The sequence below is a fragment of the Calothrix sp. PCC 7507 genome (assembly GCF_000316575.1).
Classification (GTDB): domain Bacteria; phylum Cyanobacteriota; class Cyanobacteriia; order Cyanobacteriales; family Nostocaceae; genus Fortiea.
Genome location: NC_019682.1, coordinates 1,402,497 through 1,428,239, shown reverse-complemented (window position 1 = coordinate 1,428,239; position 25,743 = coordinate 1,402,497). Strand labels below are relative to the sequence as shown.

The following is a 25,743-nucleotide window of genomic DNA, read 5'->3' as shown; positions in this document are numbered from 1 at the left end:
CTTGCACCAGTTGCAATAATGCATTTTTTGTAGGGTGGGCAGTGCCCACCATTGCCTGGAACCCTTGTATTTGCGTTGGTGGGCGATGCCCACCCTACAAAATTGAAAATGGTGCAAGATATGAGCCTCTAACTAGCGCGGCGACGCACTAGCAAAATATAGGAGAAACACAGACTAGCCAACGTTTTAAAGCTAATAAATACTAAACTAAATTAGTACCATGACAGCAAAAACCGTCTTATCAATGGTGCAGTATTCGCCCGAATGTGAGCCTGGTTCTGGGTGATTTTGGCAGAAATATTGGTGAAGTAACGAGAGTTACTATCCCGTTTGAGAGATTAGATTTATTGGCCTCACCCAGGCATGGTACATCCTTACATAAACATGACGCAATCGCTCTCGTCAAAACCTATGAAGAAGCAGGAACAACCAATTGCCGCCGCTCAAAGAGACTTACCTGTAATTAACTCAAATGCCGCAGGTATTGATATTGGTGCTGATAGACATTGGGTAAGCGTTCCTGTAGACAGGGATAATGAGAGTGTACGTAGTTTTGCTGAAGATATTGCTTCCGCAATGAAGGGTGACTATCGCTGTGAACTGATTTTCATCCTGCAACAGGAGTTGCAACTTTACGAGTTTTACCAGACACAAATTCTCGCCATTGATGCTCAAATTGAACAATGCTTGGCTGACTTTGCCTCTAAGCTTGATGTAACAAAAAAGCCTTTAGGTAAACCCAAACGTCGCGGTAAAAAACAACCAGGGAATGCACCTCAATTTGACTTGCGGACTCATTTGTATCGTATTAGTGGCGTTGATTTTACTCAAATTCAGGGCTTTGGTGCTTTGACTGTATTGATATTGTTGTCTGAGTTGGGACTAGATCCAACTCGTTTCCCAACTGTGAAGCACTTTACTTCATGGTTAGGTTTATGTCCTGGTAGCCGTGTGACTGGTGGTAAAGCCAAAAACTCTCAAACTCGCTCTGTTGTTAGTCGTGCTGCCAACGCTTTTCGGATGGCTGCTCAAACGCTTTGCCGTAGTAACTCTGCTTTAGGCGCTTATTACCGTCGTATGCAAGCCAAGATGGGCGCTCCCAAAGCTATTACTGCTGCTGCTCACAAGCTAGCACGTATTTTTTATCGCCTTTGGACGAGTGGTGATCAATTTATTGACCCTGGCATTGATACTTATGAGCAACGGTATCGAGAGCGTGTAGTTAACAACCTCAAGAAAAAAGCTTTGGCTTTTGGTTTGGAACTTACCCCCATTTCTGACTCAACGCAATGTGTTTCTTGAGAGTTGGGAACAGGATTTAGAACCACTGGAAGGGTCGCCGCTATGACTAATCCGCGTCCTTTACAGGTACGAGAGCAAAATCTGATTGATCTATATAGCCATTGTCAACTAGGAATGACACCCAAGAATTTTTATGCCAAATGGGATGTCAATCATGAGGCGATGTCTAGCGACAAGCCGCTTCGCGTCTACGCTCGAATTTGCTCTCGCTCACTTTCAACTGTCCGGCGTTGGTTCTCCAAAGGTCGCAATTACCGCAGTCCCATGCCCAGTGATTTACGCCATCTTGCCCTGATGGACTTCCTGCTAGAACACTTCGAGGAAATTCCAGAAGAATTTCTGAAGATACTCTGTTCTCTCACAGGGCGTAAGTAGGAATCGAAAAGTTGACGGTGAATCTCGACTACACTCGATTGCCGTGTTCGCGTAGCGTCCCGCAGGGAAGTCGAACCGTCAACCAATAGCAATAAGTAACTACGCAAAATTAATTACAGTCATTGCGAGCGAAGCGAAGCAATCCCAGCCCTTGCGATTGCTTCATTTCGCTTCGCTGCATTCGCAATGACATTGTGTAATTAATTTTGTTTAACTACTTATCATTCTGACATTTTTTTACCAGTCGCCGTACCCTCCGCACAGACTTGCCTAGTTTGGCTGCGACTTTCCTTGCCTCTTTGACAACTCTGAGCTAGTCGGTGAACTCCTTCTTGAATCTGCTGTTCGTTTAGTTCAGCGTAGCCCAAGACAAATTCACTACCAGGACTTGTCTTTAAATAATATGGATAAGCGGGATTAATTCCCACACCAACCTGTGCAGCCCGCTGGACTATTTCTTCATCACTCAAGGTTGTATGTATTTTGATCATCAGATGCATTCCGGCATTTTCTCCCAGAATTTTAACTTTGTCACCAAAATGAGAAAATAAAGACTGTACTAAGGTTTGCCGTCGTTGGTCGTAGAGCGATCGCATCCGCCTAATATGTCGCTCTAAATGTCCTTCATTGATAAAATCTGTGAGGGCATACTGTTCTAATAAACTCGATTGGCGGTCTGCTAGCCATTTTGCACGGGTAAATACATCTACCAAATTGTGAGGTAACACCAGATAACCCAAACGCAAAGCCGGAAACAATACTTTAGAAAATGTACCCACATAAATAACAGAGTTTCCCTGGTCTAGTCCCTGCAATGCTGGGATGGGACGCTCACCATAACGATATTCGCTATCGTAGTCATCTTCAATAATCATCGCTCCTGATTTTTGCGCCCAAGCTAGCAGTTCTAATCTGCGGGGAAGAGATAGCAATGCGCCTGTAGGGAATTGGTGGGATGGGGTGACGTAGATTAGTTTAATGTTTGTTGTCAGGTTGTTAACTAACAGTCCTGATTCATCTATAGACACAGGAAATAAACAAGCCCCTTGCGCTAAAAAAGTCCGTCGCGCCCCTAAATAACCTGGTTCTTCTACTGCAATCCAGTCACCCCGGTTGATGAGGAGGCGGGTGATTAAGTCAAGTCCTTGTTGGGAACCGCCAATCATGATGATTTGCTCCGCACTACATTTTACCGCTCTGGAGCGAGAAAGATAAGCAGCGATCGCCTCCCGTAGAGGTTGATATCCCATTGAGTTATTAGTATAATCCAGCACGTCATGATTAGCATGACAATGGCGAGATAGCAGCTTACGCCATAGGTCTAGAGGCAATTTATCAAACGCTGGTCGTCCGTAACTGAAGCTGATTTGTGCTTCTGGTTCTGGGAGACGAAATAGCGATCGCTCTGTTAAACTGACACCATAAGCTGATAAAGATATTGGTGAACCAGCTACTTGAGGCTTTGACTCAACTGGTGCTGTGTCTAACAAGTCATCAGGGAGACGGCGACAAACAAACGTACCAGACCCAGTAGTTGTTTCTAAATAGCCTTCGCTCAGTAATTGCTCGTAGCCTTGAGTAACTGTAGCACGGGAAATACTGAGAGATTGAGCAAGATATCTTGTCGAAGGTAGTTTTTGTCCTGGTGCTAATCTTCCCGACAATATTGCCTTGCGTAATTCCTCATAAACTTGACGATAAAGTGGTATATCTGCTTGCGAGTCGATGGTAATTACAAAGTCCATAGCTAAAAGTGGACTGGTAGTTTAGTTAAAAAGTGGTACTTGTTTCAATCCACTTTCATAACTACTCTAGCTGTGTAGAGTAAAAATTTCCAGCCATGACTCAACAAGAAGCCCCCAGTCAAAGAACAACTATCAAGCGCGTACCCCAACGGGGAGACTATCAGCGCGATACCATTTATCAAATTTTGGATGAAGGATTAGTTTGTCAAGTCGGTTTTGTCGCTGACGGACAGCCTGTTGTGATCCCCACAGCTTACGGCAGAGTTGATGATACACTATACATTCACGGCTCACCTGCTAGTCGGATGTTAAAAACGCTTCTCCAAGGCATTGATATCTGCGTGACAGTGACTTTGATCGATGGTTTAGTATTGGCGCGATCCGCGTTTCACCACTCAATGAATTATCGTTCAGTGGTAGTATTTGGCACAGCAACACTTGTACAAGATGCAGAACAAAAGTTAGTTGCACTGAAAGCTTTTACAGAACATGTGATACCGGGTCGTTGGCCAGAAGTGCGTCAACCAAGTCGCAATGAGTTAGCCGGAACCCTAGTTTTATCTTTACCTTTAGTTGAAGCTTCAGCCAAACTTCGCACAGGCGGGCCTCTTGATGACGCAGCTGATTATGAACTGCAAGTATGGGCGGGAGAAATTCCCTTAAAATTGACTGCTGCAGTGCCTATTACCGATTCACGTTCACCACGCCAAATCGAAATACCCGCCTATGCTAGCAACTACATCAGACATTCAAACCTTGCTAGATTTTCACAGTATTTGTAGGGTGGGCAATGCCCACCAAAACCTGAGATGGTGGGCATTGCCCACCCTACTTCACTAAGAGTTGCTATGCCGCAAGCTTTACGACTGGCGAGAGTACAATTAACTGACAACTGATAACTGATCACTGATAACTGTTGAAACCTTGCTAGATTGCCACAGAAGAAATAGGCTAAGAAGATAGGGAATTTGTAACTAAATTACACAATCTATGGCTAAAGTTTTTGACTCTATCACTGAAGAACTTCAAGAATTTATTGGGACCCAACACCTTTTCTTTGTGGGTTCTGCACCCCTGAGTTCCACAGGTCATGTTAACCTTTCCCCTAAGGGATTAGGAGGTTTTCGCGTCCTCTCTCCCCACCGCGTAGGTTACTTGGATGTGACAGGTAGTGGTAACGAAACCTCAGCCCATCTGCAAGAAAATGGGCGAATTACCTTTATGTTTTGCGCCTTTCAAGAACCACCGATTATTCTCCGTCTCTACGGTAAAGGATACACAGTTATACCCACTTCTCCAGAATGGGAAACCTTGTACCCATTGTTTCCAGCGATTCCGGGAGCGCGTCAAATTATTGTTGCTGATATCGAAAGAGTGCAAACATCATGTGGCTTTGGTGTACCACTTTATGAATATCAAGGTCAGCGAAAGATTTTAGTTGATTGGGCCAGTAAAAAAGGTGAAAAAGGACTTAAAGAATATCGTCAGCAAAAAAATATGGTCAGCATTGATGGTTTAGCAACTCCGCTGAGTCAATCATTTTAAAACCAGAATATTTACCTGATTATGAATTACGTAATTAGTCCACTCACCCAAGAAGACGAGCCTTTTCTGTGGCAAATGCTGTATGAAGCGGCGCACATGGGAGAAGAAGATCACCTGACACTGCAGGATGCGATGAATCATCCTGATTTGGCAAAGTACGTGAAAAACTGGGGATTAGAGAGTGATATAGGTTTTGTTGCTACCCTAATCACCAGTAATCAGCCAGTGGGAGCCGCATGGTTGCGGTTACTTACAAGCGAAAATAAAGGATATGGTTACGTTGATGACCAAACTCCCGAACTAGCCATAGCCGTTCTACCAGAATATAGAAATCAAGGTATAGGAACGCAATTAATTCATCATTTGTTGGCAGTAGCAAAAGCATATTATCCATCAATATCACTCAGCATCAGAAGCTCAAATCCCGCCTTACATTTATATCAACGATTTGGTTGGAAAATAGTTGATTATAGCGATAAAATTAATCGTGTTGGTGGTACTTCTTTCAATATGAAAATCGATTTTGATTAAGCTGTTGATCAACAAATTACCTTGATTTAAATTAAATGTAGGGGAGCCACTGCCCATCAGATTATGGTTTTGGTGGGCAATGCCCACCCTACTACAAATACTTAGGTCAGTTGCACCATTTTTTTAGTATCTATAAAGTTGTTCAATCCACATACATACGTCAGCTTCGGAACCAGAAGCAAATGATTTTCCTGTAATAGGATCGTAAGCTCGCCAGTAAGTATTACCTTGGCGGTCAACCTTTTGCCAAACTTGTAGTTCATGAGGATCAGCTAGTAGATTATTAAGTAAGTTTTTCCAGAATCCATAAAATCTATTCCAGAAAGATGAAGGAATATTAACACTGCATTCTTTCGGTGACTCGATCCTATTATTTATTTCCTGTGGATTCAGACATCTAATGTTGTTTCTCATAGTATTATTCTTGATAGTTGCTCCGTGAATTAAACTGTAGCAACCCCTTAGTTATTAATCAAATCATGGCTTGTATAGCTTCTATAAAAGTTATTTATAGATATGAGAAAACACTTATAGCTGTTCTCGGTTGGATGCAACACTTCGGCTGCGCTCAGTGACATACAATTGAGGGCGGGGAAACCCCACCTCTACAAGCTTTGCGATTTAAAACTGCTATATGGAAGATTTTCGCCACAATTAGGTAAGGATGTGTTTAACTTTAATCTCATCAATTGCTCATGAAACTCTCCCAACTTCGAGCTGTAGTTGCAGTAGCAGATCGTGGTAACTTTAGTGAAGCAGCTTTAGAATTAGAGCTTTCTCAGCCAGCGATTAGTCATGCGATCGCTACCCTAGAAGAAGAATTAGGTGTATCTCTCTTTGTTAGAGGTCGTCATGGTGCTGTGCTGACTCCAGCAGGAGAGCGAATTTTACATCATGCTCGTCAGGCGCTGCGAAATCTAGAGATGATGCAACAAGAAGCGAATCTGCATAAAGGTTTGCATGGTGGTCATGTCAGGGTTGCGGCTTTTCGTAGTGTCGCCACTCATTTATTACCAAAAGCGATCGCTCAGTTTCACAATCAATTCCCAGAAGTTTCTGTCACCATCATAGAATGCTTTGCTTACCTTGACGTAGAACAGTGCTTACGTGAAGGACGCGCCGATATTGGCATTACCTATCTACCTACAAGCGATGAATTTGAAGTTTGGGAAATTCTGCGGGATGAGTATGTGGCTTTACTACCACCAACAGCCAAAATCAGCGGTGAAAAAATTACTTGGGAAGACATAGCTGTATATTCACCAGTTTTACTTTCTTGCTTACCCTGTGGACGACCTCTTCATCACCATCTCAAGCAAATAGCACACTTCATGAACACCGCTAGTAATATCCAGGAAGACTCGACTGTTGTTAGCCTGGTAAATCAGGGATTGAGGTCTGCTATTCTTCCCCGTCTAGCAGCTGTGCCAATTCCCCAAGAAGTGCAAGTATATAGTTTACCAGTACCACTAGAGAGAGTCATGGGAGTTGTGGTTTTATCTAATGCTCTCCATGTTCCGGCGGTGTTCACATTTCTGGAGATGCTTAGGAAATTTGATTTTTATAGTTTGGCTAAGTCTACTTTTTAAATCAGTTATCACGTTTTCGGTCGAGTAATATCCCAACTGTTGACGAGATATTTTGAGAATTTTTAAAATATATGCAATAAATTTTGTAGATTGGGTTTTATTCTTCCCTAGGCGAAAGACCTAACATTTCAAGAATGTTGGGTTTTATGCTGTTTAAGCTAATCTACCCCTCTTCTCGGTCGAATGCAATACAATCGAGGGCGGGAAAACCCCGCCCCTACTGGCTTGAGAATAAAAAACTGTACCTCATTACAGCACTTCCTGCTGTAATGATTTTCTGCAAAAAAGATAATTACTGTCTATGACTTACCGAGTTGTTACCCAACTTACTGAAAATCAAATTTCAGAATTAGTGGATTTATACAAAAACGAATTTTGGAGCCAAAAACGACAATATCAGGATGTTGTGAAGATGCTTGCTGCATCAGATATAACTATTGGTTTGGTTGATGAGAGTGAACAATTGATCGGTTTTACTCGTGTCCTCACAGACTTTGTGTATAGGGCCACCATTTATGATGTCATTATCAAGCCTACCCACAGAAAAATAGGGCTTGGTGCTAAATTATTGGACGTAGTGATCAATCATCCTCAGTTAAGTGCAGTTGAACAACTTGCTCTTTATTGTTTGCCAGAGATGATCCCGTTCTATGAACGCTGGGACTTTACAACTAAAGTGGGCGAACTTCAGTTGATGTATCGTGGTAAAAAATTATCTGGGGAAGTTTAAAACGATTATCAACTCTAAATGTGTACCTATTTATACACAAAGATGGTACTTTGAATGAGAGTTAGCAAATTTTGGCGATCGCTAGCCGAAGAAATAACACCTTAGCGAGTCTATCCTCAAGAGTCAAGAGGTTATTCTCCCAGTCCCCAATCCCCAGTCAACAGTCAATGGTGAACTCTACCCTCGTTACCACAATTTATGTCAACCCTGTGACAGGGAACGATACCAATACTGGTTCACGGTTGAGTCCCTTTAAAAGCCTCACCCGTGCCTTAAAAACATCCACAAAATCCACGATTATTCAGTTGGGAGTTGGGACTTATCATCCCCCTAGTAGTGAGGTGTTTCCTTTGGTAATCCCTGCGGGAGTTATTGTCGTGGGTAACGAAGCCAGTAAAGGTGCTGGCATTGTAATTTTAGGGAGTGGCACATATCAAAGTCCCAGCTTTGGCGAACAAAACATCACACTGTTATTGCTTGGTGATGCCAGCCTCAGAGGGATAACTGTCACAAATACAACAGCAAAAGGTACTGGTGTTTGGATTGAATCGACAGCACCGACTTTGAGTAACAATACTTTTATTAACTGTGCTAGAGAAGGTATATTTACGACAGGCTCTGCTAAACCAGCGATTTTAGATAATGTGTTTGTACAAAATGCTGCCGGTGGGTTAGTAATGGCACGTAATAGCAAAGGGGAAGTATTGCGGAATACTTTTCAAAAAAATGCTTTGGGTATCGCTATCAGCGATTTTGCTGCGCCCCTAGTCGCCAATAACACACTATCATCAAACAAAACAGCGATCGCTCTTTCACGAGACGCACGGCCTGTGCTGCGCCAAAATCTCATTACCAAAAACACCGAAGGTGGTTTATTGGTCAATGGTAATGCCATTCCTGACCTCGGTAGCATCCAAGACCCTGCTGACAACATTTTTCGTGATAATAATCAATTTGATTTACAAAATGTTACATCACAACAGCTAGTTTCCATTGGCAATCAATTGAATCCTACTCTGGTTAGGGGTGCAGTAGATTTTCTGGCGGCTACAGCAGATACTCCCAGTCGGATATCAGTTAGTACTAGTTTCCCTGACCTTGGTGGACATTGGGCGGTGGCTTTTGTGGAAGCCTTGGTGAGCAAAGGTTTGATTAGCGGTTTTCCTGATGGCAAATTTGGGCCAGAAGCCCCCATTACTCGCGCCCAGTACGCTGCTATAATTGCCAAAACTTTTCAGTTGCCAGTGAAGAGACAAACCAGTAATTTTACTGATGTTAAATCAGACTTTTGGGCGAATTCAGCCATCTTGAGTGCTGCCAGTATGGGTTTTATCAGTGGTTTTCCTGATGGGACATTTCGCCCAGGACAAAATTTAACCAAAATTCAGGCAATTGTATCTATTGTTAACGGCTTAAATTTGACTGGAGGAAATCCGAATGTGTTAACTGTATATAGCGATCGCGCCCAAATTCCTAGTTATGCTACCAATGCTGTGGCTATTGCTACCCAAAAATTGCTGGTTGTCAACTACCCCGACAGCGAACAACTAGAACCAATGCGGGATATCACTCGCGCTGAGGTAGCAGCATTGATTTATCAGGCATTAATAGCCAGTGGTAAAGAAAAAGCGATCGCCTCACCCTACATTGTTAGTCCTGATACTGATCTCCCCTCCTTCAACGACTTAAAGGGACACTGGGCAGAATTATTTATTCGGGCATTAATCAGTATGGGTTTAACTAGTGGTTTTGCTGATGGTAGCTACCAGCCAGACAAACCCATGACTCGCGCCCAGTATGCAGCTTTAGTATCAGTAGCTTTAAACCCCACTCCCAAACGCCCAGCACCTGAATTTACCGATGTCGCCAAGGATTTTTGGGCAGCTAAGGCGATCCAAATCGCGGCTAATGGCGGCTTCGTCAGCGGATTTAGTGATGGTACTTTCCGCCCAGATCAAAACGTGCAAAGACTACAGGTACTTGTCTCCTTAGTGAATGGGCTGGCTCTACCAGCAGCTGATAGCGATCGCTTACTCACCTACAGCGATCGCAATACCATTCCCGAATATGCCAAAAAAGCGATCGTCACGGCTACACAACAAAAAATTGTTGTCAGTTATCCAGATCCCCAGCAACTTTCACCAGTTCGAGAGGCGACACGAGCCGAAGTAGCAGCAATGGTTTATCAAGCCTTAGTTGCTATCAACCGCACACCCGCGATTAATTCACCCTATATTGTTTTGCCGACAATCAATTGATCAAGTAGAATCAAAAACACTACTTTCCAAATTGGCAAAACTTAGGCAAAAACCCTATAGCTAAAAGCACGTTAGGCTAGATGCGATGGGTGAAAAACTTAACCTATTGCCATGTAGCTAATAGCCCTATGTTCACACCAGTTCCAGATACATCTACTGACTTAGCAACAGCCTTATTGATTCACTATAGTTTTGATCTCAGTGGGTATACTGCCAGTGAATTAATAAAGCGTTGGCAAGCCCATTATCCAGATGATTGGCTGCATATAGCCGTGATTGAGGCACTATATCAAGGCCGTTATAAAGCAGTCTCAGTCCAGCAACTGCTCACATTTTGGCAGCGTCGAGGCCAACCTACTTATCATTTCAATATGGAGTTTGAAAGGATGATTTGTAGCAATTTTCCTGAAAGCTTAACCTCATTTTCAGCGCCAGTTCTCTCCCCTGTGAAAAAAAACAGTTCCTTTGAGAAAACTAACTCCCAATTAGTGACAGCAAATTCATCATCTGCTGAGAGAAAGACTACATCTTTACAATTAGTAAGTGGAGAAGAAAAAAAAATCTCTGACGAAGAAGCACAAAGCATAACATCCTCTACAGCTAGCGTTTTAACTTCTGATGCCACACCCCAAGAAGAATCTAGTTTACAACCAAACTCAAATCCATCAGGGATTCGTTCCTTGGCTTCACAGCTTTCCACAATCCCCAATAAACTGAGTAAACTACTGCCACCGGCTACCCATCAACGCCGTATTGGGCAATTTACCCCAGAAAAAAGCGATCGCTCCGATTTATTCACATCTAAACTTAAAGCCATCTCTGGCGAACAAGTTTCTATTTAATTGGGAATGGGGCATTGGGAATTGAGAAAAAATATGACTTTTGACCCTTGTTATCCCAAATTACTTTTAAATATTATTTCATAAAAAAATCTAAATGCTTTTTTAGCCTGAAATTTCAGCTTTTGCACTATTTTTTCATTCAACGCGCTGTAGGCGATCGCTCATTTCACCCCTGACACTCCTTACTAGGCTACTGCCCGCGCATAAACAGATTCAAGCAGAGAAACCAATTCGTCTACCTGAGACGATGTAAATAATCCATCTGGCCCCTGTGGTGTAATGTCAGTAAATGGGGATTCATATAGGAGCGCAGCATCCATTACGCCATGTTCGGTTAGGTAGTCCACAATCATATTCGCAAACTCAATCTGATTAGAGTTAAGCTTCTTGCCAGATATGAACCTAGCCAGTTCCTGTTTGGCTACCTCACGATCTAGCCCTACCAAGGAGCGAACGAACAAACCCAAACCCTGTGACTCTTCTTTAGCGCGAACAATATCCTCCTGGGCACCCACACCGCTTTGTGCCAGTATAGTTTCTAGCTCAGACAGGTCGGATGAAGTCAGTTGCTTGTTTGTCCGCAGTTTGAAAATAACTACATGATCCTGATGCGATCGCAAAAAAGCCCTTGCTTTAGCTCGGAACTTCTCAAAGTTATCCGATGATGTAAAGCCAGGTAACTCTACTGTTATCTCATCCCCCATCAAATCCTCAAAGTTGGTATAAATGGGTTGGCGTTTCTGTTTCTCAATCAGCTTTACTAGTCCCCGCAGGCGTTTGCGTAGTACCTCCAGCATGGGCAATGTCACGTCCTGCCACCACTCATCGGTTTGTGCATCCTGGATCAAAGGCAACTGCTCCCGTACTAATGGGATAGCGGATTTCTCCTCTAGCAAAGAGGCAAGTGACTTCACCTGTTCTCGCAAACGCTCAAGAGTAGGCTGCTGCGATCGCAAAATTGCTAATTGCAACTTCAGCACCAAGATATCAAACCGCTTTATCTCTTCTGCTTCCGCTTCCAATTGGGAGGGCAAACCAGCTACTTCTTGGCTCAGTGTGGTAAAATCTTGATCTGATAGCGATATCCATGCTTGAGAACTAGCATATTTCTCTACCAGTCGTCGCTTAGGGCGGACTACGAAGTTTTCGCTATTCATAGCTGCAACTTCAGTGTGGAGTAGATTAGCCACTTGGAGGCGCAATTCTGCATCGGTCTTTGGTTCAGAGGAGGAACCTGGAGATTCTTGGAGCCTGCTCGGTTCGGCTTCGCTCACCGAGCGAAGTCGAGGTGAGATATTATCTAGCTCTGTGATTAACTCTAATCGTGCAGTAAACAACTGCTTGCCCAAGGATTTACCTATTGGGGCATCAGTCGCCTCTGGATTATGCTGGAAAAATTCCAGGTTTTGGCAATAGTCGAACAGGTAGAAAAATTGCTTATCTTGTCCTAAACCAAATAAATCGGGACAGCGACGGGTTTCCCGTCCTACCATCTGCCAGAACTTGGTTTTTGAGCGTACAAGTTTGAACAGCACCAGATTGACTACTTCTGGTACATCAATCCCAGTATCGAGCATATCCACCGAGATAGCAATATGGGGTTCTTTATCCTTGTTGGAAAAGTTATCAATTAGGGTTTGGGCGTATTTGGTTTGGAACGTAATAACACGGGCAAACTCACCTTTAAAATGTGGGTAATTGATATTGAAGCGGTCAGCAATAAAATTAGCATGGTCTTGATTCTTAGCAAAGATAATAGTTTTCCCCAGGCGATCGCCACCAGCAACTTTCAACCCCCTGGTCATCAAATGCGCTAGTACCTTGTCTACAGTATCTTGATTGAATAGCCACTTGTTGACTGCTTCTGCTTCCACGCGCTCCGGTGCGTTGCCTTCGTCATCCCATTCCAGAGCGTCCCATTCTTCCCTTTCTGCTTCAGAAAGTTCATTATAATTAATCCCCTGGCGTTGAAACTTCAGGGGTACTGATACAGCTTTGGGTGGTACGAGAAAGCCATCACTTACGGCATCTTCTAGCTGGTAAGCATCAGTAGGTACGCCGTTTTCTAAGTCAAACAATCCGTAGGTGTTGCGGTCTATTTCATCCTTGGGCGTGGCGGTCGGTCCCAGCAGGAGAGAATCAAAGTAGTTGAAAATGGTGCGGTATTTCTGGAAGACCGAGCGATGGGCTTCATCAATGATAATCAGGTCAAAATGCCCTACGCCAAAACGACGCTGACCGTCGCGGGTATCATCAATCAGCCCCATCATGCTGGGATAGGTGCAAGCAAACACTCGTCCTTCGGTATCCTTCTCTGTCACCAAGTTCACTGGTGCAGCATCGGGGAGGTGTTTCTTAAATACATTGATTGCCTGATTCACCAGGGCTACACGGTCGGCTAGAAACAGTGCGCGTTTGACCCAGTTACAACGCATCAGCATCTCTACTAAGGCGATCGCTGTTCTAGTTTTACCTGCACCTGTCGCCATGACTATTAAGGCTTTGCGGTCTTTATCAGTCTCGAAGGCTTCGGTAATGCGACGGATACCACGAGTTTGATAATAGCGTTCGGCAATACTAGGCTTAATAGTGGCTTCTGCTAAAGACTTGCGGGTAGTCCGACGCTGTACAAACAATTCCAACTCGGTTTTTTTGTAAAATCCCTGCACCTGTCGCGGTGGGTAATTGGTATTATCCCACAGCCAATGCTCGTAACCGTTGGAGTAGAAGATGATGGGACGCTGACCAAATTGTTTTTCTAGACAATCGGCATATAGTTTAGCTTGTTGCTGCCCAATGCGGGGGTCGTTTCGGGTACGCTTGGCTTCCACAATCCCCAGGGGTTTACCATCGTCGCCCCAGAGTACGTAGTCTACAAAACCTTTACCCGATGCGTTGGGCATCCCTGTAACTTCAAACTCGCGATCGCGGGGTTGATCGAGCATCCACCCTGCTTCTTTCAGCAACAGGTCGATGAAGATATCGCGGGTTTGTGCTTCAGAATAGTCGTGAGTATCTGGCTGGGTGGTGCTGGCTTTCTTGGCTGCTGCTATCTCTGCCCGTAATCGCTTTAATTCTTCATCCAGTGCGTTTTTGTCAGCGAGAAGTGTGGAGAGTTTTTCATCGCGCTCCCGCAGTTGGGTTTCCAGTTTCTGAAGTTCAGTTCGACTTCGCTCACTGACCTCTTGACTACGGTCGGTGAGCGAAGCCGAACCGGTGATTTTGGGCAGTGCTTCCGGTTTGAAGGTCAGCCCCGGTTCTGGTTTGCTGCTGCGTCCGTAGGTGTGTGTTAACCAGTACGCAATGTGAAACAATTCCCGTACTGCATTTATCGCATCGTTGACAGGGACGGGTTTGGCGCTGTGGACTGCTTGATTACCCAGTTTGATAATGACCCGTGTTTTGTTAAATACTGCCTCGCCTACCAAAGTTTTAAAGGTAGGTTCATGAATCAGGGCGCTCAAGTTGTCATGATAGGGCAGTTCTAGGGAATTATCATATTGATACAACCAGTTTACGGTTAGCTCCAAGGCACGACGGGCATAAAAGCAGGCGGTACGGGGGTCGGGATATACTGCACTAAAAGCTTTATTTGCGGATTCGTAAACTGCGGGGAATTCAGCTTGGAGGAATGTAAACTGGCTCATTCAGTTACTAAACATTTTGTTAATTAAAATACATTATATTCAGTATTTATTTGGACTTCAAGTTATAATTCCACGGGCTGTTTATCCCGCAACAAGAGCATAGCGATCGCTTCGCGGGTGAACTACGCCACCGGAAAGGGCGGTTACGCCATCGCGCATTTCGTCAAAAATTACATATCATGTTTTTAGAGCCAGAAACTAAAAACTGAAAACCTGAAAATGACAGTGTATGCTCTGAATTTACCTGACCAGTTAAAACATGAAGTTTAATGGAGAAATCAATGCGTAAACAAATCATCGAATATACGTCTCCACTAGATGCGTTGATTGCCCTTACCAAACAGTTAAATACCTATGAAATAAAGTACCAAATGAATTCAGAAGAATTTTTTGCAAAATATACCCAAGGAGAAACTTCTGACGATGAAGTGTTTGTAGAATGGGCAGGAAACTACCAGCATTATCTAGCTCTACACCAAGAGATAAAAAGCAAACTCACCAGATGTCGCGTAAAGTTATCCAAGCCTATTTAGATGAAATTGAGCAACTTTTAGTCAACTGCTCTAACACATACATTGAGGAATATAGTGCAGTTATTTTAACGACAGAAAGAGCTAATCTCCGCATTAGGATACGTTTCGCTCTCAGATATTTACTGGCAGTCAGTGAAGCATTTGTTATTGTAGATAATCAGATTACATATATCGATTACCGCTATCACTTTCAAGATGAGCAAAATAATCTGATATTTCGTTATGACAGTACACCACACTTTCCCAACTTGCCTAGCTTCCCGCACCATAAACATCTTTTTGACAACGTAATTGCTTGCGAAAAGCCATATATAGCCGATGTTCTACAAGAAGTGATGGAGTTTTTAGAGTATAAATAATGTATTGAGCGAGGTGCAAGTTCCCAAAAATGGGGTATGAGTCCAAGCGAGATTGTTAATGAGTATGAGCTTACTGAGATACAGGTAAGATAAGCTCTGAGTTTTTATGCACTAAATAAGAGGCAGATTGACGCGGCGATCGCTTCTGAGCAATCCTTAGAGATGGTTAAGTCATTTTCCCCTTTGGTGATAATTCTGTAAATCGCTGTCTAGTGACCAGATAAACACTTCACTCATTTGGAAAAGATTACAAGACTTACGAAATTCCTGAATGATGCTCATATCTCCAAAGCTGGTTCCTTCTGACTTAAGAGGAGCTTTGTTTCTGCCAGCCAGATCGGGGAAGTCGTCAATCCATTCCAATATCTCTGCGGTGTTCGGGAATGTAGTAGGTTTCCAGGGAGCTTCGCCTGTGAATGCTTTTTTAACTTCTTCAACAAAACGTTTGGCGGTTTTCCTTCGCATTGTGCCATCGCCGTTCTGGGCAATGTGGTTGCCTGTTTCGAGGATCGTCGCCATAGGCAACAAAAAAGTACAACCAGATTGAGCATAGGTCTGAAAATCTTGGAGGACTGATGCTCTATGCTGGTTATAGTTGGGGACGTTGAGTATTTCGAGGAATATGCTGGTATCTATCAGGCAGATACTACTCATTGCCGTACTCCTGCAAACGAGACAGCCATTCCATAGCTTGCTGTTTTCTGTCTTCAGGTGTGTGCGGCGACTTAACAAACCGATCTACTACCCCAGCAGTTACCAGTTGACCGAGCGGCCCCTGAGATATCAGACTGGGGAAATCGTACATCTCTCCAAGCCGTACAAGGCGGCTATCTCCTGACTCTGGATCTCGGAAACAAAACACTACATCACCGAGGGCAGCATCGGGTAAGGCATCCATTAAGGCTGGGTTGTGGGTAGAAAGCAGCACCCGCAATTTCCGCCGCTCGGCAATATCCCGGATGCTGGCAAGTAGATGCTGGGCCCGGTTGGGATGAACGCCGTTGTCGATTTCCTCGATTACCACTAAACTACCAACGGGTGCCGATAGCATAGCCGCCGCGATCGCTAACACCCGCAAAGTGCCATCGGATAATAATGCGGCCTCACAATAGCGACGGGTATTGCCAAAGGTTTCTGCTAGTTGCACCATGACTTCATCCCGTGGGCCGAAAAGGAAATCTAGCCCATCTATAGCCTGTTCTGGTAGACTCTGGATAAAGTTGAGAATTGCCTGTTGATTTTCGGCTTGCTTCTCCCACAAGCGATACAGGACGCTGGAAAGATTGGTACCATCTTCTTGTAATCGCTTATCAGATTTGAAGCTGTACTCCCGCATTCTGGCGGGAACGGGATCTAGAAACAGGATGTTCTTTAAAATTCGTTGATATTCGCGGACGGTATCAGGAATTATCTTTTGGGATATGGGGTACTTTGCATCAAAATGGGCAGGGGTGTCTAATTGCACGAATATAGCCATCTGATCGCTGCACATTATTCGTGGCTTGTTCTTCCCCCTTGTAAAGTTGTTATATGCGACACCAACATCAGTCCCTACTCCTTGAGAAGGTTGATCTAGGTCATATAGCGGCACTTGACTTGTCGAGCCAACGATTCGCTCACTACTGATGTGCAGTTCTCCGTCACGCACATTCAGGGTTATATCGAGTTGGTTCCAGTCTGGGGAGTCTAAACGGCAACCGATGGTAAAATTTGACTCTCCCCGATGGCACAAGTCATTTACTCGACCGCGTACAACGCGCTCTGCACTATTCACCGCATATTGAATGCTGGAGAGTTTTTGCCCTTGTGCCAGCCATGACAGAAAGCGCAAACCTTCAAGGGCGTTACTTTTGCCTGCGGCATTGGCTCCGATTAGTACGGTTAGCGATCCAAGGGGCAATCGGCTCTTCGACAGGCTCAGAGTACCACTTGTACTGTAACTTTTGAAGTTGGCGAGGGTAAATTCGGTTAGCATGGCGTTCATGTCATAATTCTCCTCGGAATGCACGATGTTGGAGGGATGCAAAGAGGGCATCGAGTTCTGACAATGAGGCGCGGTGTGAGGCTTTGAGTTTGTTGACAGCAGAAATGCGTTGAGCAAATTCACACTGTCTATTTAGTGGCGGTACTGGAATTTGAAACGCTATTATATCGCGGATATTTATGTGTGGAGATGCTGAACCGCCAACTTCTCGGACTGCTTGATGATAAGCTATAGGGTTGGAAAGATATCCCCAGATAAATTCACCATTTGCTTTGCTGGTTTCAGGGCGAAAGAGCATCATCCGTTGCCCTAGACAGATTAGAGGAGTGTCGTCAGTTACTAGTGCAGCATTTCCAAATCTAGCACCCTCTCTACAGTAAATATAGCGGTTCCTATTCAAATGGAGTAAAACATTATATCGCGAGGTGTAGGGGCACGGCAGTGCCGTGCCCCTACGGGTGTACGTCACTAGGTCGGGAAACGCTATAACATCGCCTTGCTGTGGAACTCCTCTTTCAATGCGTTTTTTATATTCTTCCAGTTCGAGATATTTCACATCACTAAAAATTAATTCACTGTTTTGAATATCTGAACTTCGCACACACGCGTATGGAGTGATTTTCGTAGCGTAAGTAGGAGTTGAATGAGGACAATCTATAACACGTGAACAAAGTTCACCAAGCTTTTGGATAGGAAAATTATTTGGGTTACTTAACGGATCGCCGAACATTTCTAGAAAGATGGATTGGGAGAGGGTGTCGAGTTGTGCGATCGCTTCCCGACGTTTAGACCTGAGTTCTTCCGCGCGATCGAGTATCTCTGCAATCCGTTTCTGTTCTTCTAAAGGTGGGAGCGTAATCTTAATCGCCTTCAGGTGCGATGGTCCGAAATTCTGTTGAGCAGTTCCAGTAACGAGTTTGGTAATTTGCGAACGGAACTCACGGCCATTGAGCCAAAAACGCAGGAAGCAAAGATTCGACACTCCTTCGATTGCTTTAAACCGAATAGTGCTTGTATTTAAGCAAAGTGGAAGCTGATGTTTTTCTACAAATGCTCCACGAGTGCGAAGTAATCCGTCATCATCGAACGATATTCCTGAACTCGCTATTACAAGATCCCCTGCATCAACTAGAAAATGTGAATATTTTTTTTCTACTTCTTCCTCGCTTAAATGGCGTTCTGTCTTTGCAAGGTTTAGTTTGCCTTGTTTTTCAATATTTCCAACATTTAAAAGCTTGATTCCTGAGTTGGTAAATTGCCATTTACGCACACCAGGACCTTCCTGAAACCAGAATGCTTCGGAGAGTGGTAGACAAGGAAAATGTGTCGAAGAGCTACTCATCCCAGCATCTCCTCCGAATCCTCCATCCCTGACATGCTCCCTTCGACTTCGCTCAGGGAGCGTTCTTCTGATGGTTGAGCGAAGTCGAAACCATCACCACCGAAGCCAGCTAATCTACTGTAATGAGTTTCATTTTGACACTCAGCTAACTGATGTAATAAATTTGTATCCCCTGCAATTAAAGCTTGCTTCTTTTTTCGATTCCAACCCTGTACTTGCTTTTCACGCTCAAAAGCATCCACCACGCGATCGTAATACTCACAGAAAACCAACTTCACAGGCAACCGTTTCGCCGTGTGGTTTGCACCCTCTCCCTGTTGATGTTGCCACAGTCGCCGCTCCAAATCTTTTGTACTACCCGTGTAATAGCTACCATCAGCACACTCAAGAATATACATATAAGGCATAAGTAGATTTGTGCATAGGCGTAGACATCGCCTACCTTCCAAATTGTTCCCTGAGCGAAGTCGAAGGGAACATCACCTTGGGCGTTCAAATACAATTTGTCGTAAATTGGTAGGAATATAAGTTTTACTCATGCACTTTCTTGCAACTTCAGCAGAGCTTGAGCTTTAGCAAGACGTACCAAATGCTCAATAAACTCATAATGTTGCCACAGACAGCGTAGGCGTAGCCCGTCGTAGACATCGCTTTCATCTAAACCTTGAGTACGATTTTTGTCTAAGAGAGAATCAATTTCAGCTTGAACCGTAGGCGAAAGACGGAGAGCTAAAATTTCTTGAGGAGATGGCAACTTTGCTAAAAACTCCAAAATTTCAGTCAGTCCAGAAAAACCTGTAGAAGGATTAGCAGTAATTTCTCGCAATCCTAGAGCCAAAATCTGGGGTAAATCTTCCTTGCGAGATTCTAAATTCCGAGCCATCTCATCAGGTATGTCTAAAGTAATTTGCATAATTTTTGATCTCAATAATATAACTTATAAGGTTTTCATCACATTTCATCCTTGCAAAACTTCAGCCGCAGTTAACTGAAGATTGGCAAAAATTGCAGAAACAATCGCACTTTCTCCCTGATAAACTCGCTCATCATAAAATCCCTCCACCCATTCCAAAACCGTCACTTTTTGGGCGATAGGATCAACAATCCAATACTCCGCAATTCCCCGCGCTGCATACTCAGAACGCTTGTAACGATAATCCCGATTTTCCTGATTTTGACTCACCCTTACGGGTTCGTCAGTTGCTTCAACGCGGGGAACCCGCGCAACGCACTGACTCACCACCTCAACCACCAACAACGGCGGCGGCATATCCATCAAAATTAGCGATCGTGTAGCTCCTTGCATTGCGATCGCCAACTCCTCAGAAAACACCACCAAATCAGGAACACGTAGCCCCACCTGCCGACTATTCACAGAAACTTCTGTTTTCATTCTTAATCGGTAATATGGAATACCTAATTTCAGAAAATAGGCAATTAAAAACATCGCTATCCGACAATTTAGCTCACTTTCAGAAGGCATAGGAATTAATTCCCCGTTCTCCAATTCATATAAAGTATCTGTACCGTCATCAAACTGAAGAAATTCCTCAAAGGTTATCTTTTTAGTGGCTGAAACTGTCATTGCTGTTTCTCCCATAGACCGCTTGTATTAACTATTTTAACAACCCCTCCAATCTCTCCATCCCCTGCTGAATCTCGACTTCCAACTTTGCCAAATTAACAAGGATGTCTTTGGGTGCGAGATGTTCCACCTCTTCATGCACCACTTCCTTGTAACGATTCAAACTAAGATCATACCCCTGAGTAGCAATATCAACTTTGGGTACACAAAAACTCTGAGCCGTGCGGAGTCGCTCTCGTTCCGTAGTATTCCGAGATCGCCAACGACTCAACACATCCGGCAGATTATTCTTAGTATGTTCCTCTGCTGTTAACTGGGCAGTTGGTACAGCCCCTAACTTCTCATCAGAAAGCAAAGGCGCTCTTTTATCGTCCAAACTCCACCCGTCAGCATCGACATCGTAGAACCAAACAAAATCAGTTCCACCAGAGTTAGTTTTAGTAAATAGCAAAATCGCAGTAGAAACACCTGCGTAGGGCTTAAATACACCACCCGGCAGAGATATCACAGCATCAAGCTTTTGCTCCTCCACCAACAGGCGGCGCAGTTCCTTATGTGCCTTAGAAGAACCAAAAAGCACCCCATCCGGCACAATTACCGCCGCCCGTCCTCCAGGCTTGAGCAATCTCAAGAACAGAGCCAGGAATAATAATTCTGTTTTCTTAGTCTTGACGATCGCCTGCAAGTCCTTAGCCGTGTTCTCATAGTCCAACGACTTTTTCAATAAGATATTTCGTACTGAGTCATACTCCCAGTACGAAATATTTCGGGTAATTTTCCCCTTAGCTTCATTTTGGAAGTTCGACAACTTCAACGAGTACCAATTAGCCAATCATGCTAATCGCTGGTAAAGTTCAGCATTTTTTCGCAGCAAAAGTAGGGTGTGTTAGGGATCTGCGGGTTAATGGTGTCCCAAGTAGCCGGGTTTCGACTGCGCTCAACCCTCTGTAGTCGAAACTCGGTTCACTGGTACTTTATTTTCATGCAAGTCCCTTAGGGGAGCGTAACGCACCACTCCCATTTTAATCAGAATTGTAGGTTATTAAATTTGCATTCCTAAAGTTAAGTGGGCAAAATTAAACCTAACTATATTTTCACGCTAGTTTAAGATTTTCCAGCTTCGTTTCTAGCCCGGAGACTATTAAGGCGATCGTTTGTAAAATTGCCCCTCTATCACCCGTCTTACACCGCTCAAACAACGAGTGAATATCTACAAGTCCACCGTTGCGTGCCATTGCGTCTAGGGTATTCTCTCTGGCTCTGGGATTGTTATTTGCACAAGCCGAGTAAAGTATCATACTAGCCATAGTATATACATCTAACATCGGCTCATCACCACTGTTGTGACTGACAACATTAGGAAAGTCAGATAGAGGGTGAACAAATTGGTCAAAGGTTAATTGAGTCATAGTTATAATCGTTTCCATACCTTAAAATTAGTTCGAGGCTTGACCTTAATTCGTTTCGGTGACGACCAAAAAAAGGTAAGCTACCTATCCCAGGGTGCGACTGATAATCAGCCAAATGTCTTCAATTTGCATCACCTGTGTGGTCAACTGTAATCGAGATGAAGACTGAGTAGTGAATTTGAATGACGACTGTCCTCATACAACTCAAAGAGTTCTCTCTGATATCGCCTGCCATTAAATTAGTGACAATAATCCGGTTGTGCGGTCTTGCTTAATGGGTTTGAGCGGATATACTGAATAAAAGAGGGGCAAAAAACCCTCGGATTCCTTACTTGAAGTTAAAAGCTAGCTATGGGAGTGAAAAGCTAGCTGTTAGGGTGTTCTGCCTTTTTTATTCTTCAGCCGAATTGTTGCTCTACATCCCAATAGTAAGCTTGTCATTTATTTTTGTCAACATGTCATTTAAAACTGACTAAAAAAAATGTCTTGCTTTTCCGATTTCATGAGAGACAATAGGAAAAGCATGATTTGAAGCAATCCAAAATATGACCGACAGAAGGCGTTCTGATGATTACAAGCAGGTTAGCGGCTATATTCCAGTTGATTTGGCGCTGGAATTCAAAAGCATCTGTGCCCGTGAAGGGATATCTCAAAGTGACGCATTAGAAGAAATGACTTTGGAGTGGATAGCCAAAAAAGCAGGTACTCGCACCTCAACTCCTCAACCAGCTCCCCCAAAAACAATTGCTGATTTAGTGCGGGCTAACATGGCGAAACTTAAGCGCTGCGGAGTGAAAAATTTGCCAGCTCTTGCAAAAGGGGAAGTGCTACCAACACCAGGAGACTTTGCCATCATCACATCGGCTTTAGCTATGCCGGAGGAAGAACGAAAAATGATTTGGCAAGAAACTTTTAAACTTTCCGTGTATAACTCATCTAAAGGTGTAAAAGTATATAGAGACTCTGGAGGTGTAAAAGAAGATGAGTGTGAGTATTCTTAGAATCCTCAACTTACCGGGCTGGAACTATAAAATGTCTTACGAGGGGGTTTCTATTTTTGCCCCGACAAAACGACACGCCACACATCTCGCCCAAAGCTACGGAGATGCTCTCAGTGAGACAGCGTTAAAAATTAACGGGAAGGTGCGAATCAAATGGAGAGGCTGTAAGAAACCCATTGAGTTTTACAGCTGGATGGCATCCCAAGCAGTGCCTACACCCTCAGAAACTGCCGAACGGATTTTAAATTCTGGTGGTGCAGTGTTTTGCAGCCAGTTGCACGTACCTTCGGAGTTGCTATACCGAATGGTGGCTGCTGCTGAAAATGAGCGTCCAGTCAGCATTGTCAGACAAGATAGCCGCAAGCAAATCATTGTTAACCAGCCAATGGCTGACATGCTGCAGACTCCTCCTGAGATAGCCACTCAAAGGCTAATGACTCAATTTTGGCTACCCGAAGATTTAGCAGAACTAGAACAACGCCTGCAAAATAATAGGCGGTTTACTTGGACTTATGCTGCTGGGTTAAACGAGCAAGCTTGGGCAGTTCTCACTACCCAATTTGAGGCTTTTGAGGTTGAAGGCGTTTGGTACAGACAGGGAACTTGTTTATCAACTCCTCAGCTTGTGCCAATTCCACCAGGAGCTTTTGCTCCAGCCGCTTAGTTCCAGAACTGAAAATGAGTCTTGATTAGGGTGCGCTGCTTAAAACAGATATGGGGAAATGTCAGGTAATCTTAAATATTAAATATTTGAATGCTCGAAAACAAAAAAAATAATAAAAACTAATTAATCTCTCCAAGAGGTTCGTAGTGTTAAGATCCCCGACTTCTTGAAGAAGTCGGGGATCTCGCCACCCCACCGCCTAGTTTTGTTGGGGGGATAAGCCAAATTGTTGCGTTCAATTTAACAGCTCAATGATGGCTCTTAAACCGTTGGTATTGAGTGTTCTCATCATGCCATCGGCATTATATTGATTGCTAAACACTCCAACTTGCATGACACTACGACCCCTTGAGACTGTAGAAAATGCACCAGGAGCAAGATATCGCACTAATTCTTGATCTCTATCGCTTGCTACTTCAACCAGTACACGGTAGCGTACACTTTGAGATGCTTTGGCATAAGGGGAGGAACCGCCATAAGACCCTGTAGTATAACTTTCAGGTACTGCCACTTTTTGCATGTTGCGAGTGTTGCCCATAGGGATATTAGAACTCGGAACAGGTAAAGCAGAGGCGGTAGATGGGAGATTATTCCTGATCGCAAATTGTTGTGCAGTAGCTTCTTGTCTGGGTAATGGCTGTTGTTGATTCCTTGTCCTTGGGAGTGGTGAGTTGGGTGCGGTAAACTCAATTGAGTTGGGATCAATCTGCACGTAATTTAAACCTGGCAAATTCGGCGATTGTGTTGGCTTTGGTGTGGCGATCGCTGTTTGGGGAATGGGTGTCCTAATTGGTTTTCCTTTGCGCGCCAAGCTACTAGGAGTGGGAAACCCAGCTACTCGAGAAGTTGGTGGTTGGGGATTTGGCTTAGGTACAAAAGGTGAGACATTAGCTGCATTGAGTGGCAGCAGTTGAGTGTTCAATTTGCCAGTGGGAATGTTATTGCGAACATTACTATTGCTGGGCAGTGGTGTACTGAGCCTGTTGGGAGTTTCACCTAGTCCAGGAGCGGAGAAAACTATTTCTCCATTGTTGGGTATTTCTTGTAATATGCGGTTGGGTGAAGGAGTAGGTAAGGGAAGAGGGTTGCGGGCTATCAGAGATGTTTGAGCTTGGATCTCTACCTTACCGGCAATGCGATTTTGGGAGAGGGTATTACCAGAGGCGTTAATTACCTGTTTGGCAGCGCTGGCGTTAATGTCATAGCGGGCATTGTTTTGAAATTGATTGCCACCAGGTTCGCCAGGAGTGCCTAAATCTGGCATGGCTTGGGCGATCGCTACTACACCATCTTCTTTGCTACCCTGAATTAAGTTACTCCGCAAAATTGGGCGAGCATTAGCTTGTACCACAATCCCGGATCTGTTGTTCTGAATTTGATTGCCTACAATTACGGGAGCCGCATTTTGGGCAATATTAATGCCAAAGCCCGTTTGTTGAAAGATATTTTCCCGGATCTGAGCTTGGGAATCGCCAGCAATAGTAATTCCATTAGCGCCATTGCGATAAAAGTAATTTTGCCGAATAGTCGGCGCAGCATTGCCTGTGACGGAAATTCCATCTTGGGTACTGCCAGTAAATGTATTTTCTGTAATTGTGGGATTGCTAGATTCAATCCACAAACCGTAACCACGAGGATTGGTATTTGTGACTGTCACCCCAGTCAACCCAGCTTGCTTGGCTCCGACAATGGTGACATTTTGTCCACCAAAGCTACGACTGAGGTATTCACCACCTCCCTGAATGAGAATACCCTGTCCTTTATTGCGAGCATCCCCTTGAATGGAAACACCTGCTCTGAGAATTAGGGGGAATACTTCTCCATTTTCAGCACTGTAAGTACCTGTCGAGAGCATAATGACAGTATTAGCAGTGGATAATCGCAGCGCTTGGGTAATGGTTTTCAACGGAGTACGTTCACCACCATTACCTTGGGTGTCGTCTCCGACACTTGGGTTGACAAACAGTACATTAACCTGAGAGATTGTTCTTTCACCAGAGGTCTTTTGATCTGTAGTTGGTGGCATCTGAGCGACAGCGCTACCTAGGTTTGCCCCTAGGGATGTCATACTGGCTGCTCCGACGCCAACGGTAAAAAATAATACGGAGGAACGAGAAACTGAAGGCAAGGCTAATTCCGGGAAAGATTTTGGTTTGTCACCCTTGGTAATCAGCTTTGCTGGCAGAAAACCTGCCTTACGGTAATTAGGAAACACAACGGGGGGAATCAACTTACACCACTCCTTAGAAGCAATAATAAAACCTGATAATCTCAAACACTGCTATGTCGATAATGTTACTCA

General features: G+C 44.1%; 24 protein-coding genes. 13 read left to right on the top strand and 11 right to left on the bottom strand.

All coding sequences use genetic code 11. The features are described from left to right. Nucleotides 1–411: 411 nt before the first annotated feature. Nucleotides 412–1,302 (top strand): IS110 family transposase, encoded by an 891-nt coding sequence (locus tag CAL7507_RS06310; protein ID WP_015127616.1) that lies wholly within the window; start codon nt 412–414, stop codon nt 1,300–1,302. A 42-nt stretch (nt 1,303–1,344) separates the two neighbouring features. Next, nucleotides 1,345–1,677 carry a hypothetical protein gene (locus CAL7507_RS06305; RefSeq protein ID WP_015127615.1) on the top strand — a complete coding sequence of 111 codons (333 nt, stop codon included), beginning with the start codon at nt 1,345–1,347 and terminating at the stop codon, nt 1,675–1,677. 221 nt (nt 1,678–1,898) lie between these two features. On the opposite strand, the gene CAL7507_RS06300 is transcribed toward CAL7507_RS06305, so the two are convergent. Further along, nucleotides 1,899–3,422, bottom strand: a complete 1,524-nt coding sequence (locus tag CAL7507_RS06300; RefSeq protein ID WP_015127614.1) for a PLP-dependent aminotransferase family protein — start codon at nt 3,420–3,422, stop codon at nt 1,899–1,901. A 95-nt stretch (nt 3,423–3,517) separates the two neighbouring features. On the opposite strand from CAL7507_RS06300, the gene CAL7507_RS06295 reads away from it, so the two are divergent. From CAL7507_RS06295 to CAL7507_RS06265, 7 genes are all read left to right on the top strand, one after another. After that, a complete protein-coding gene (locus tag CAL7507_RS06295; protein WP_015127613.1) occupies nt 3,518–4,204 on the top strand; it encodes a pyridoxamine 5'-phosphate oxidase family protein in 687 nt (228 codons plus the stop codon). A gap of 208 nt (nt 4,205–4,412) precedes the next feature. Beyond that, nucleotides 4,413–4,967 (top strand): pyridoxamine 5'-phosphate oxidase family protein, encoded by a 555-nt coding sequence (locus CAL7507_RS06290; RefSeq protein ID WP_015127612.1) that lies wholly within the window; start codon nt 4,413–4,415, stop codon nt 4,965–4,967. 21 nt (nt 4,968–4,988) lie between these two features. After that, on the top strand, nt 4,989–5,498 hold the full coding sequence (locus CAL7507_RS06285; protein ID WP_015127611.1) for a GNAT family N-acetyltransferase: 510 nt from the start codon (nt 4,989–4,991) through the stop codon (nt 5,496–5,498). Between the two features lie 695 nt (nt 5,499–6,193). Next, complete coding sequence (locus tag CAL7507_RS06280) at nt 6,194–7,087, top strand: LysR family transcriptional regulator (protein ID WP_015127609.1); 894 nt, start codon at nt 6,194–6,196, stop codon at nt 7,085–7,087. Nucleotides 7,088–7,388: 301 nt separating this feature from the next. After that, nucleotides 7,389–7,817: a GNAT family N-acetyltransferase gene (locus tag CAL7507_RS06275; RefSeq protein WP_015127608.1), complete on the top strand. Its 429-nt coding sequence runs from the start codon at nt 7,389–7,391 to the stop codon at nt 7,815–7,817. Between the two features lie 167 nt (nt 7,818–7,984). After that, complete coding sequence (locus CAL7507_RS06270) at nt 7,985–10,075, top strand: S-layer homology domain-containing protein (protein ID WP_015127607.1); 2,091 nt, start codon at nt 7,985–7,987, stop codon at nt 10,073–10,075. A 128-nt stretch (nt 10,076–10,203) separates the two neighbouring features. Further along, nucleotides 10,204–10,917 (top strand): hypothetical protein, encoded by a 714-nt coding sequence (locus CAL7507_RS06265; RefSeq protein ID WP_042341209.1) that lies wholly within the window; start codon nt 10,204–10,206, stop codon nt 10,915–10,917. Nucleotides 10,918–11,102: 185 nt separating this feature from the next. Here the strand turns inward: CAL7507_RS06265 and CAL7507_RS06260 are convergent, their stop codons facing one another. Then, entirely contained in the window at nt 11,103–14,564 is a 3,462-nt protein-coding gene (locus CAL7507_RS06260) for a DEAD/DEAH box helicase family protein (RefSeq protein WP_015127605.1), read from the bottom strand. Nucleotides 14,565–14,845: 281 nt separating this feature from the next. On the opposite strand from CAL7507_RS06260, the gene tumA reads away from it, so the two are divergent. Both tumA and tumE read left to right on the top strand, forming a co-directional pair. Further along, nucleotides 14,846–15,097 carry an antitoxin TumA gene (gene tumA / locus CAL7507_RS06255; RefSeq protein ID WP_015127604.1) on the top strand — a complete coding sequence of 84 codons (252 nt, stop codon included), beginning with the start codon at nt 14,846–14,848 and terminating at the stop codon, nt 15,095–15,097. Next, entirely contained in the window at nt 15,067–15,456 is a 390-nt protein-coding gene (tumE, locus tag CAL7507_RS06250; protein ID WP_015127603.1) for a toxin TumE, read from the top strand. The genes tumA and tumE overlap by 31 nt, the downstream gene beginning before the upstream one ends. A gap of 171 nt (nt 15,457–15,627) precedes the next feature. Here tumE and CAL7507_RS06245 read toward each other — a convergent pair whose 3' ends face one another. From CAL7507_RS06245 to CAL7507_RS06210, 8 genes are all read right to left on the bottom strand, one after another. Then, nucleotides 15,628–16,110 (bottom strand): type II toxin-antitoxin system VapC family toxin, encoded by a 483-nt coding sequence (locus CAL7507_RS06245; RefSeq protein ID WP_015127602.1) that lies wholly within the window; start codon nt 16,108–16,110, stop codon nt 15,628–15,630. After that, nucleotides 16,103–17,440, bottom strand: coding sequence for an AAA family ATPase (locus tag CAL7507_RS06240; protein WP_015127601.1), 1,338 nt, complete (start codon nt 17,438–17,440; stop codon nt 16,103–16,105). The genes CAL7507_RS06245 and CAL7507_RS06240 overlap by 8 nt, the downstream gene beginning before the upstream one ends. 1 nt (nt 17,441) lies before the next feature. Further along, complete coding sequence (locus tag CAL7507_RS31540; protein ID WP_015127600.1) at nt 17,442–18,782, bottom strand: restriction endonuclease subunit S; 1,341 nt, start codon at nt 18,780–18,782, stop codon at nt 17,442–17,444. Then, nucleotides 18,779–19,189 (bottom strand): GIY-YIG nuclease family protein, encoded by a 411-nt coding sequence (locus CAL7507_RS06230; RefSeq protein ID WP_015127599.1) that lies wholly within the window; start codon nt 19,187–19,189, stop codon nt 18,779–18,781. The genes CAL7507_RS31540 and CAL7507_RS06230 overlap by 4 nt, the downstream gene beginning before the upstream one ends. Nucleotides 19,190–19,317: 128 nt before the next feature. Next, nucleotides 19,318–19,695, bottom strand: a complete 378-nt coding sequence (locus CAL7507_RS06225) for a hypothetical protein (RefSeq protein WP_015127598.1) — start codon at nt 19,693–19,695, stop codon at nt 19,318–19,320. Nucleotides 19,696–19,740: 45 nt separating this feature from the next. Beyond that, complete coding sequence (locus CAL7507_RS06220; protein WP_015127597.1) at nt 19,741–20,367, bottom strand: Uma2 family endonuclease; 627 nt, start codon at nt 20,365–20,367, stop codon at nt 19,741–19,743. A gap of 31 nt (nt 20,368–20,398) precedes the next feature. Continuing rightward, the gene (locus CAL7507_RS06215) at nt 20,399–21,091 is read right to left on the bottom strand and encodes an N-6 DNA methylase (protein ID WP_236556891.1); all 693 of its coding nucleotides are present in this window, start codon (nt 21,089–21,091) and stop codon (nt 20,399–20,401) included. Between the two features lie 370 nt (nt 21,092–21,461). Further along, complete coding sequence (locus tag CAL7507_RS06210; RefSeq protein ID WP_042341869.1) at nt 21,462–21,776, bottom strand: hypothetical protein; 315 nt, start codon at nt 21,774–21,776, stop codon at nt 21,462–21,464. 545 nt (nt 21,777–22,321) lie between these two features. Between CAL7507_RS06210 and CAL7507_RS06205 the strand changes: the two genes are divergently transcribed. Next, nucleotides 22,322–22,777: a hypothetical protein gene (locus CAL7507_RS06205; protein ID WP_015127595.1), complete on the top strand. Its 456-nt coding sequence runs from the start codon at nt 22,322–22,324 to the stop codon at nt 22,775–22,777. After that, entirely contained in the window at nt 22,758–23,441 is a 684-nt protein-coding gene (locus tag CAL7507_RS06200) for a PAS domain-containing protein (RefSeq protein ID WP_015127594.1), read from the top strand. The genes CAL7507_RS06205 and CAL7507_RS06200 overlap by 20 nt, the downstream gene beginning before the upstream one ends. A 235-nt stretch (nt 23,442–23,676) precedes the next feature. Here the strand turns inward: CAL7507_RS06200 and CAL7507_RS06195 are convergent, their stop codons facing one another. Next, nucleotides 23,677–25,671: a DUF1565 domain-containing protein gene (locus CAL7507_RS06195; protein WP_015127593.1), complete on the bottom strand. Its 1,995-nt coding sequence runs from the start codon at nt 25,669–25,671 to the stop codon at nt 23,677–23,679. Nucleotides 25,672–25,743: the final 72 nt, after the last annotated feature.

What these genes read in the sequence shown, in the direction of transcription:
- CAL7507_RS06310 (WP_015127616.1), top strand. Translation starts at nt 412, where the DNA reads ATGAAGAAGCAGGAACAACCAATTGCCGCCGCTCAAAGAGACTTACCT.
- CAL7507_RS06305 (WP_015127615.1), top strand. Translation starts at nt 1,345, where the DNA reads ATGACTAATCCGCGTCCTTTACAGGTACGAGAGCAAAATCTGATTGAT.
- CAL7507_RS06300 (WP_015127614.1), bottom strand. Translation starts at nt 3,422, where the DNA reads ATGGACTTTGTAATTACCATCGACTCGCAAGCAGATATACCACTTTAT.
- CAL7507_RS06295 (WP_015127613.1), top strand. Translation starts at nt 3,518, where the DNA reads ATGACTCAACAAGAAGCCCCCAGTCAAAGAACAACTATCAAGCGCGTA.
- CAL7507_RS06290 (WP_015127612.1), top strand. Translation starts at nt 4,413, where the DNA reads ATGGCTAAAGTTTTTGACTCTATCACTGAAGAACTTCAAGAATTTATT.
- CAL7507_RS06285 (WP_015127611.1), top strand. Translation starts at nt 4,989, where the DNA reads ATGAATTACGTAATTAGTCCACTCACCCAAGAAGACGAGCCTTTTCTG.
- CAL7507_RS06280 (WP_015127609.1), top strand. Translation starts at nt 6,194, where the DNA reads ATGAAACTCTCCCAACTTCGAGCTGTAGTTGCAGTAGCAGATCGTGGT.
- CAL7507_RS06275 (WP_015127608.1), top strand. Translation starts at nt 7,389, where the DNA reads ATGACTTACCGAGTTGTTACCCAACTTACTGAAAATCAAATTTCAGAA.
- CAL7507_RS06270 (WP_015127607.1), top strand. Translation starts at nt 7,985, where the DNA reads ATGGTGAACTCTACCCTCGTTACCACAATTTATGTCAACCCTGTGACA.
- CAL7507_RS06265 (WP_042341209.1), top strand. Translation starts at nt 10,204, where the DNA reads ATGTTCACACCAGTTCCAGATACATCTACTGACTTAGCAACAGCCTTA.
- CAL7507_RS06260 (WP_015127605.1), bottom strand. Translation starts at nt 14,564, where the DNA reads ATGAGCCAGTTTACATTCCTCCAAGCTGAATTCCCCGCAGTTTACGAA.
- tumA (WP_015127604.1), top strand. Translation starts at nt 14,846, where the DNA reads ATGCGTAAACAAATCATCGAATATACGTCTCCACTAGATGCGTTGATT.
- tumE (WP_015127603.1), top strand. Translation starts at nt 15,067, where the DNA reads ATGTCGCGTAAAGTTATCCAAGCCTATTTAGATGAAATTGAGCAACTT.
- CAL7507_RS06245 (WP_015127602.1), bottom strand. Translation starts at nt 16,110, where the DNA reads ATGAGTAGTATCTGCCTGATAGATACCAGCATATTCCTCGAAATACTC.
- CAL7507_RS06240 (WP_015127601.1), bottom strand. Translation starts at nt 17,440, where the DNA reads ATGAACGCCATGCTAACCGAATTTACCCTCGCCAACTTCAAAAGTTAC.
- CAL7507_RS31540 (WP_015127600.1), bottom strand. Translation starts at nt 18,782, where the DNA reads ATGAGTAGCTCTTCGACACATTTTCCTTGTCTACCACTCTCCGAAGCA.
- CAL7507_RS06230 (WP_015127599.1), bottom strand. Translation starts at nt 19,189, where the DNA reads ATGCCTTATATGTATATTCTTGAGTGTGCTGATGGTAGCTATTACACG.
- CAL7507_RS06225 (WP_015127598.1), bottom strand. Translation starts at nt 19,695, where the DNA reads ATGCAAATTACTTTAGACATACCTGATGAGATGGCTCGGAATTTAGAA.
- CAL7507_RS06220 (WP_015127597.1), bottom strand. Translation starts at nt 20,367, where the DNA reads ATGACAGTTTCAGCCACTAAAAAGATAACCTTTGAGGAATTTCTTCAG.
- CAL7507_RS06210 (WP_042341869.1), bottom strand. Translation starts at nt 21,776, where the DNA reads ATGACTCAATTAACCTTTGACCAATTTGTTCACCCTCTATCTGACTTT.
- CAL7507_RS06205 (WP_015127595.1), top strand. Translation starts at nt 22,322, where the DNA reads ATGACCGACAGAAGGCGTTCTGATGATTACAAGCAGGTTAGCGGCTAT.
- CAL7507_RS06200 (WP_015127594.1), top strand. Translation starts at nt 22,758, where the DNA reads ATGAGTGTGAGTATTCTTAGAATCCTCAACTTACCGGGCTGGAACTAT.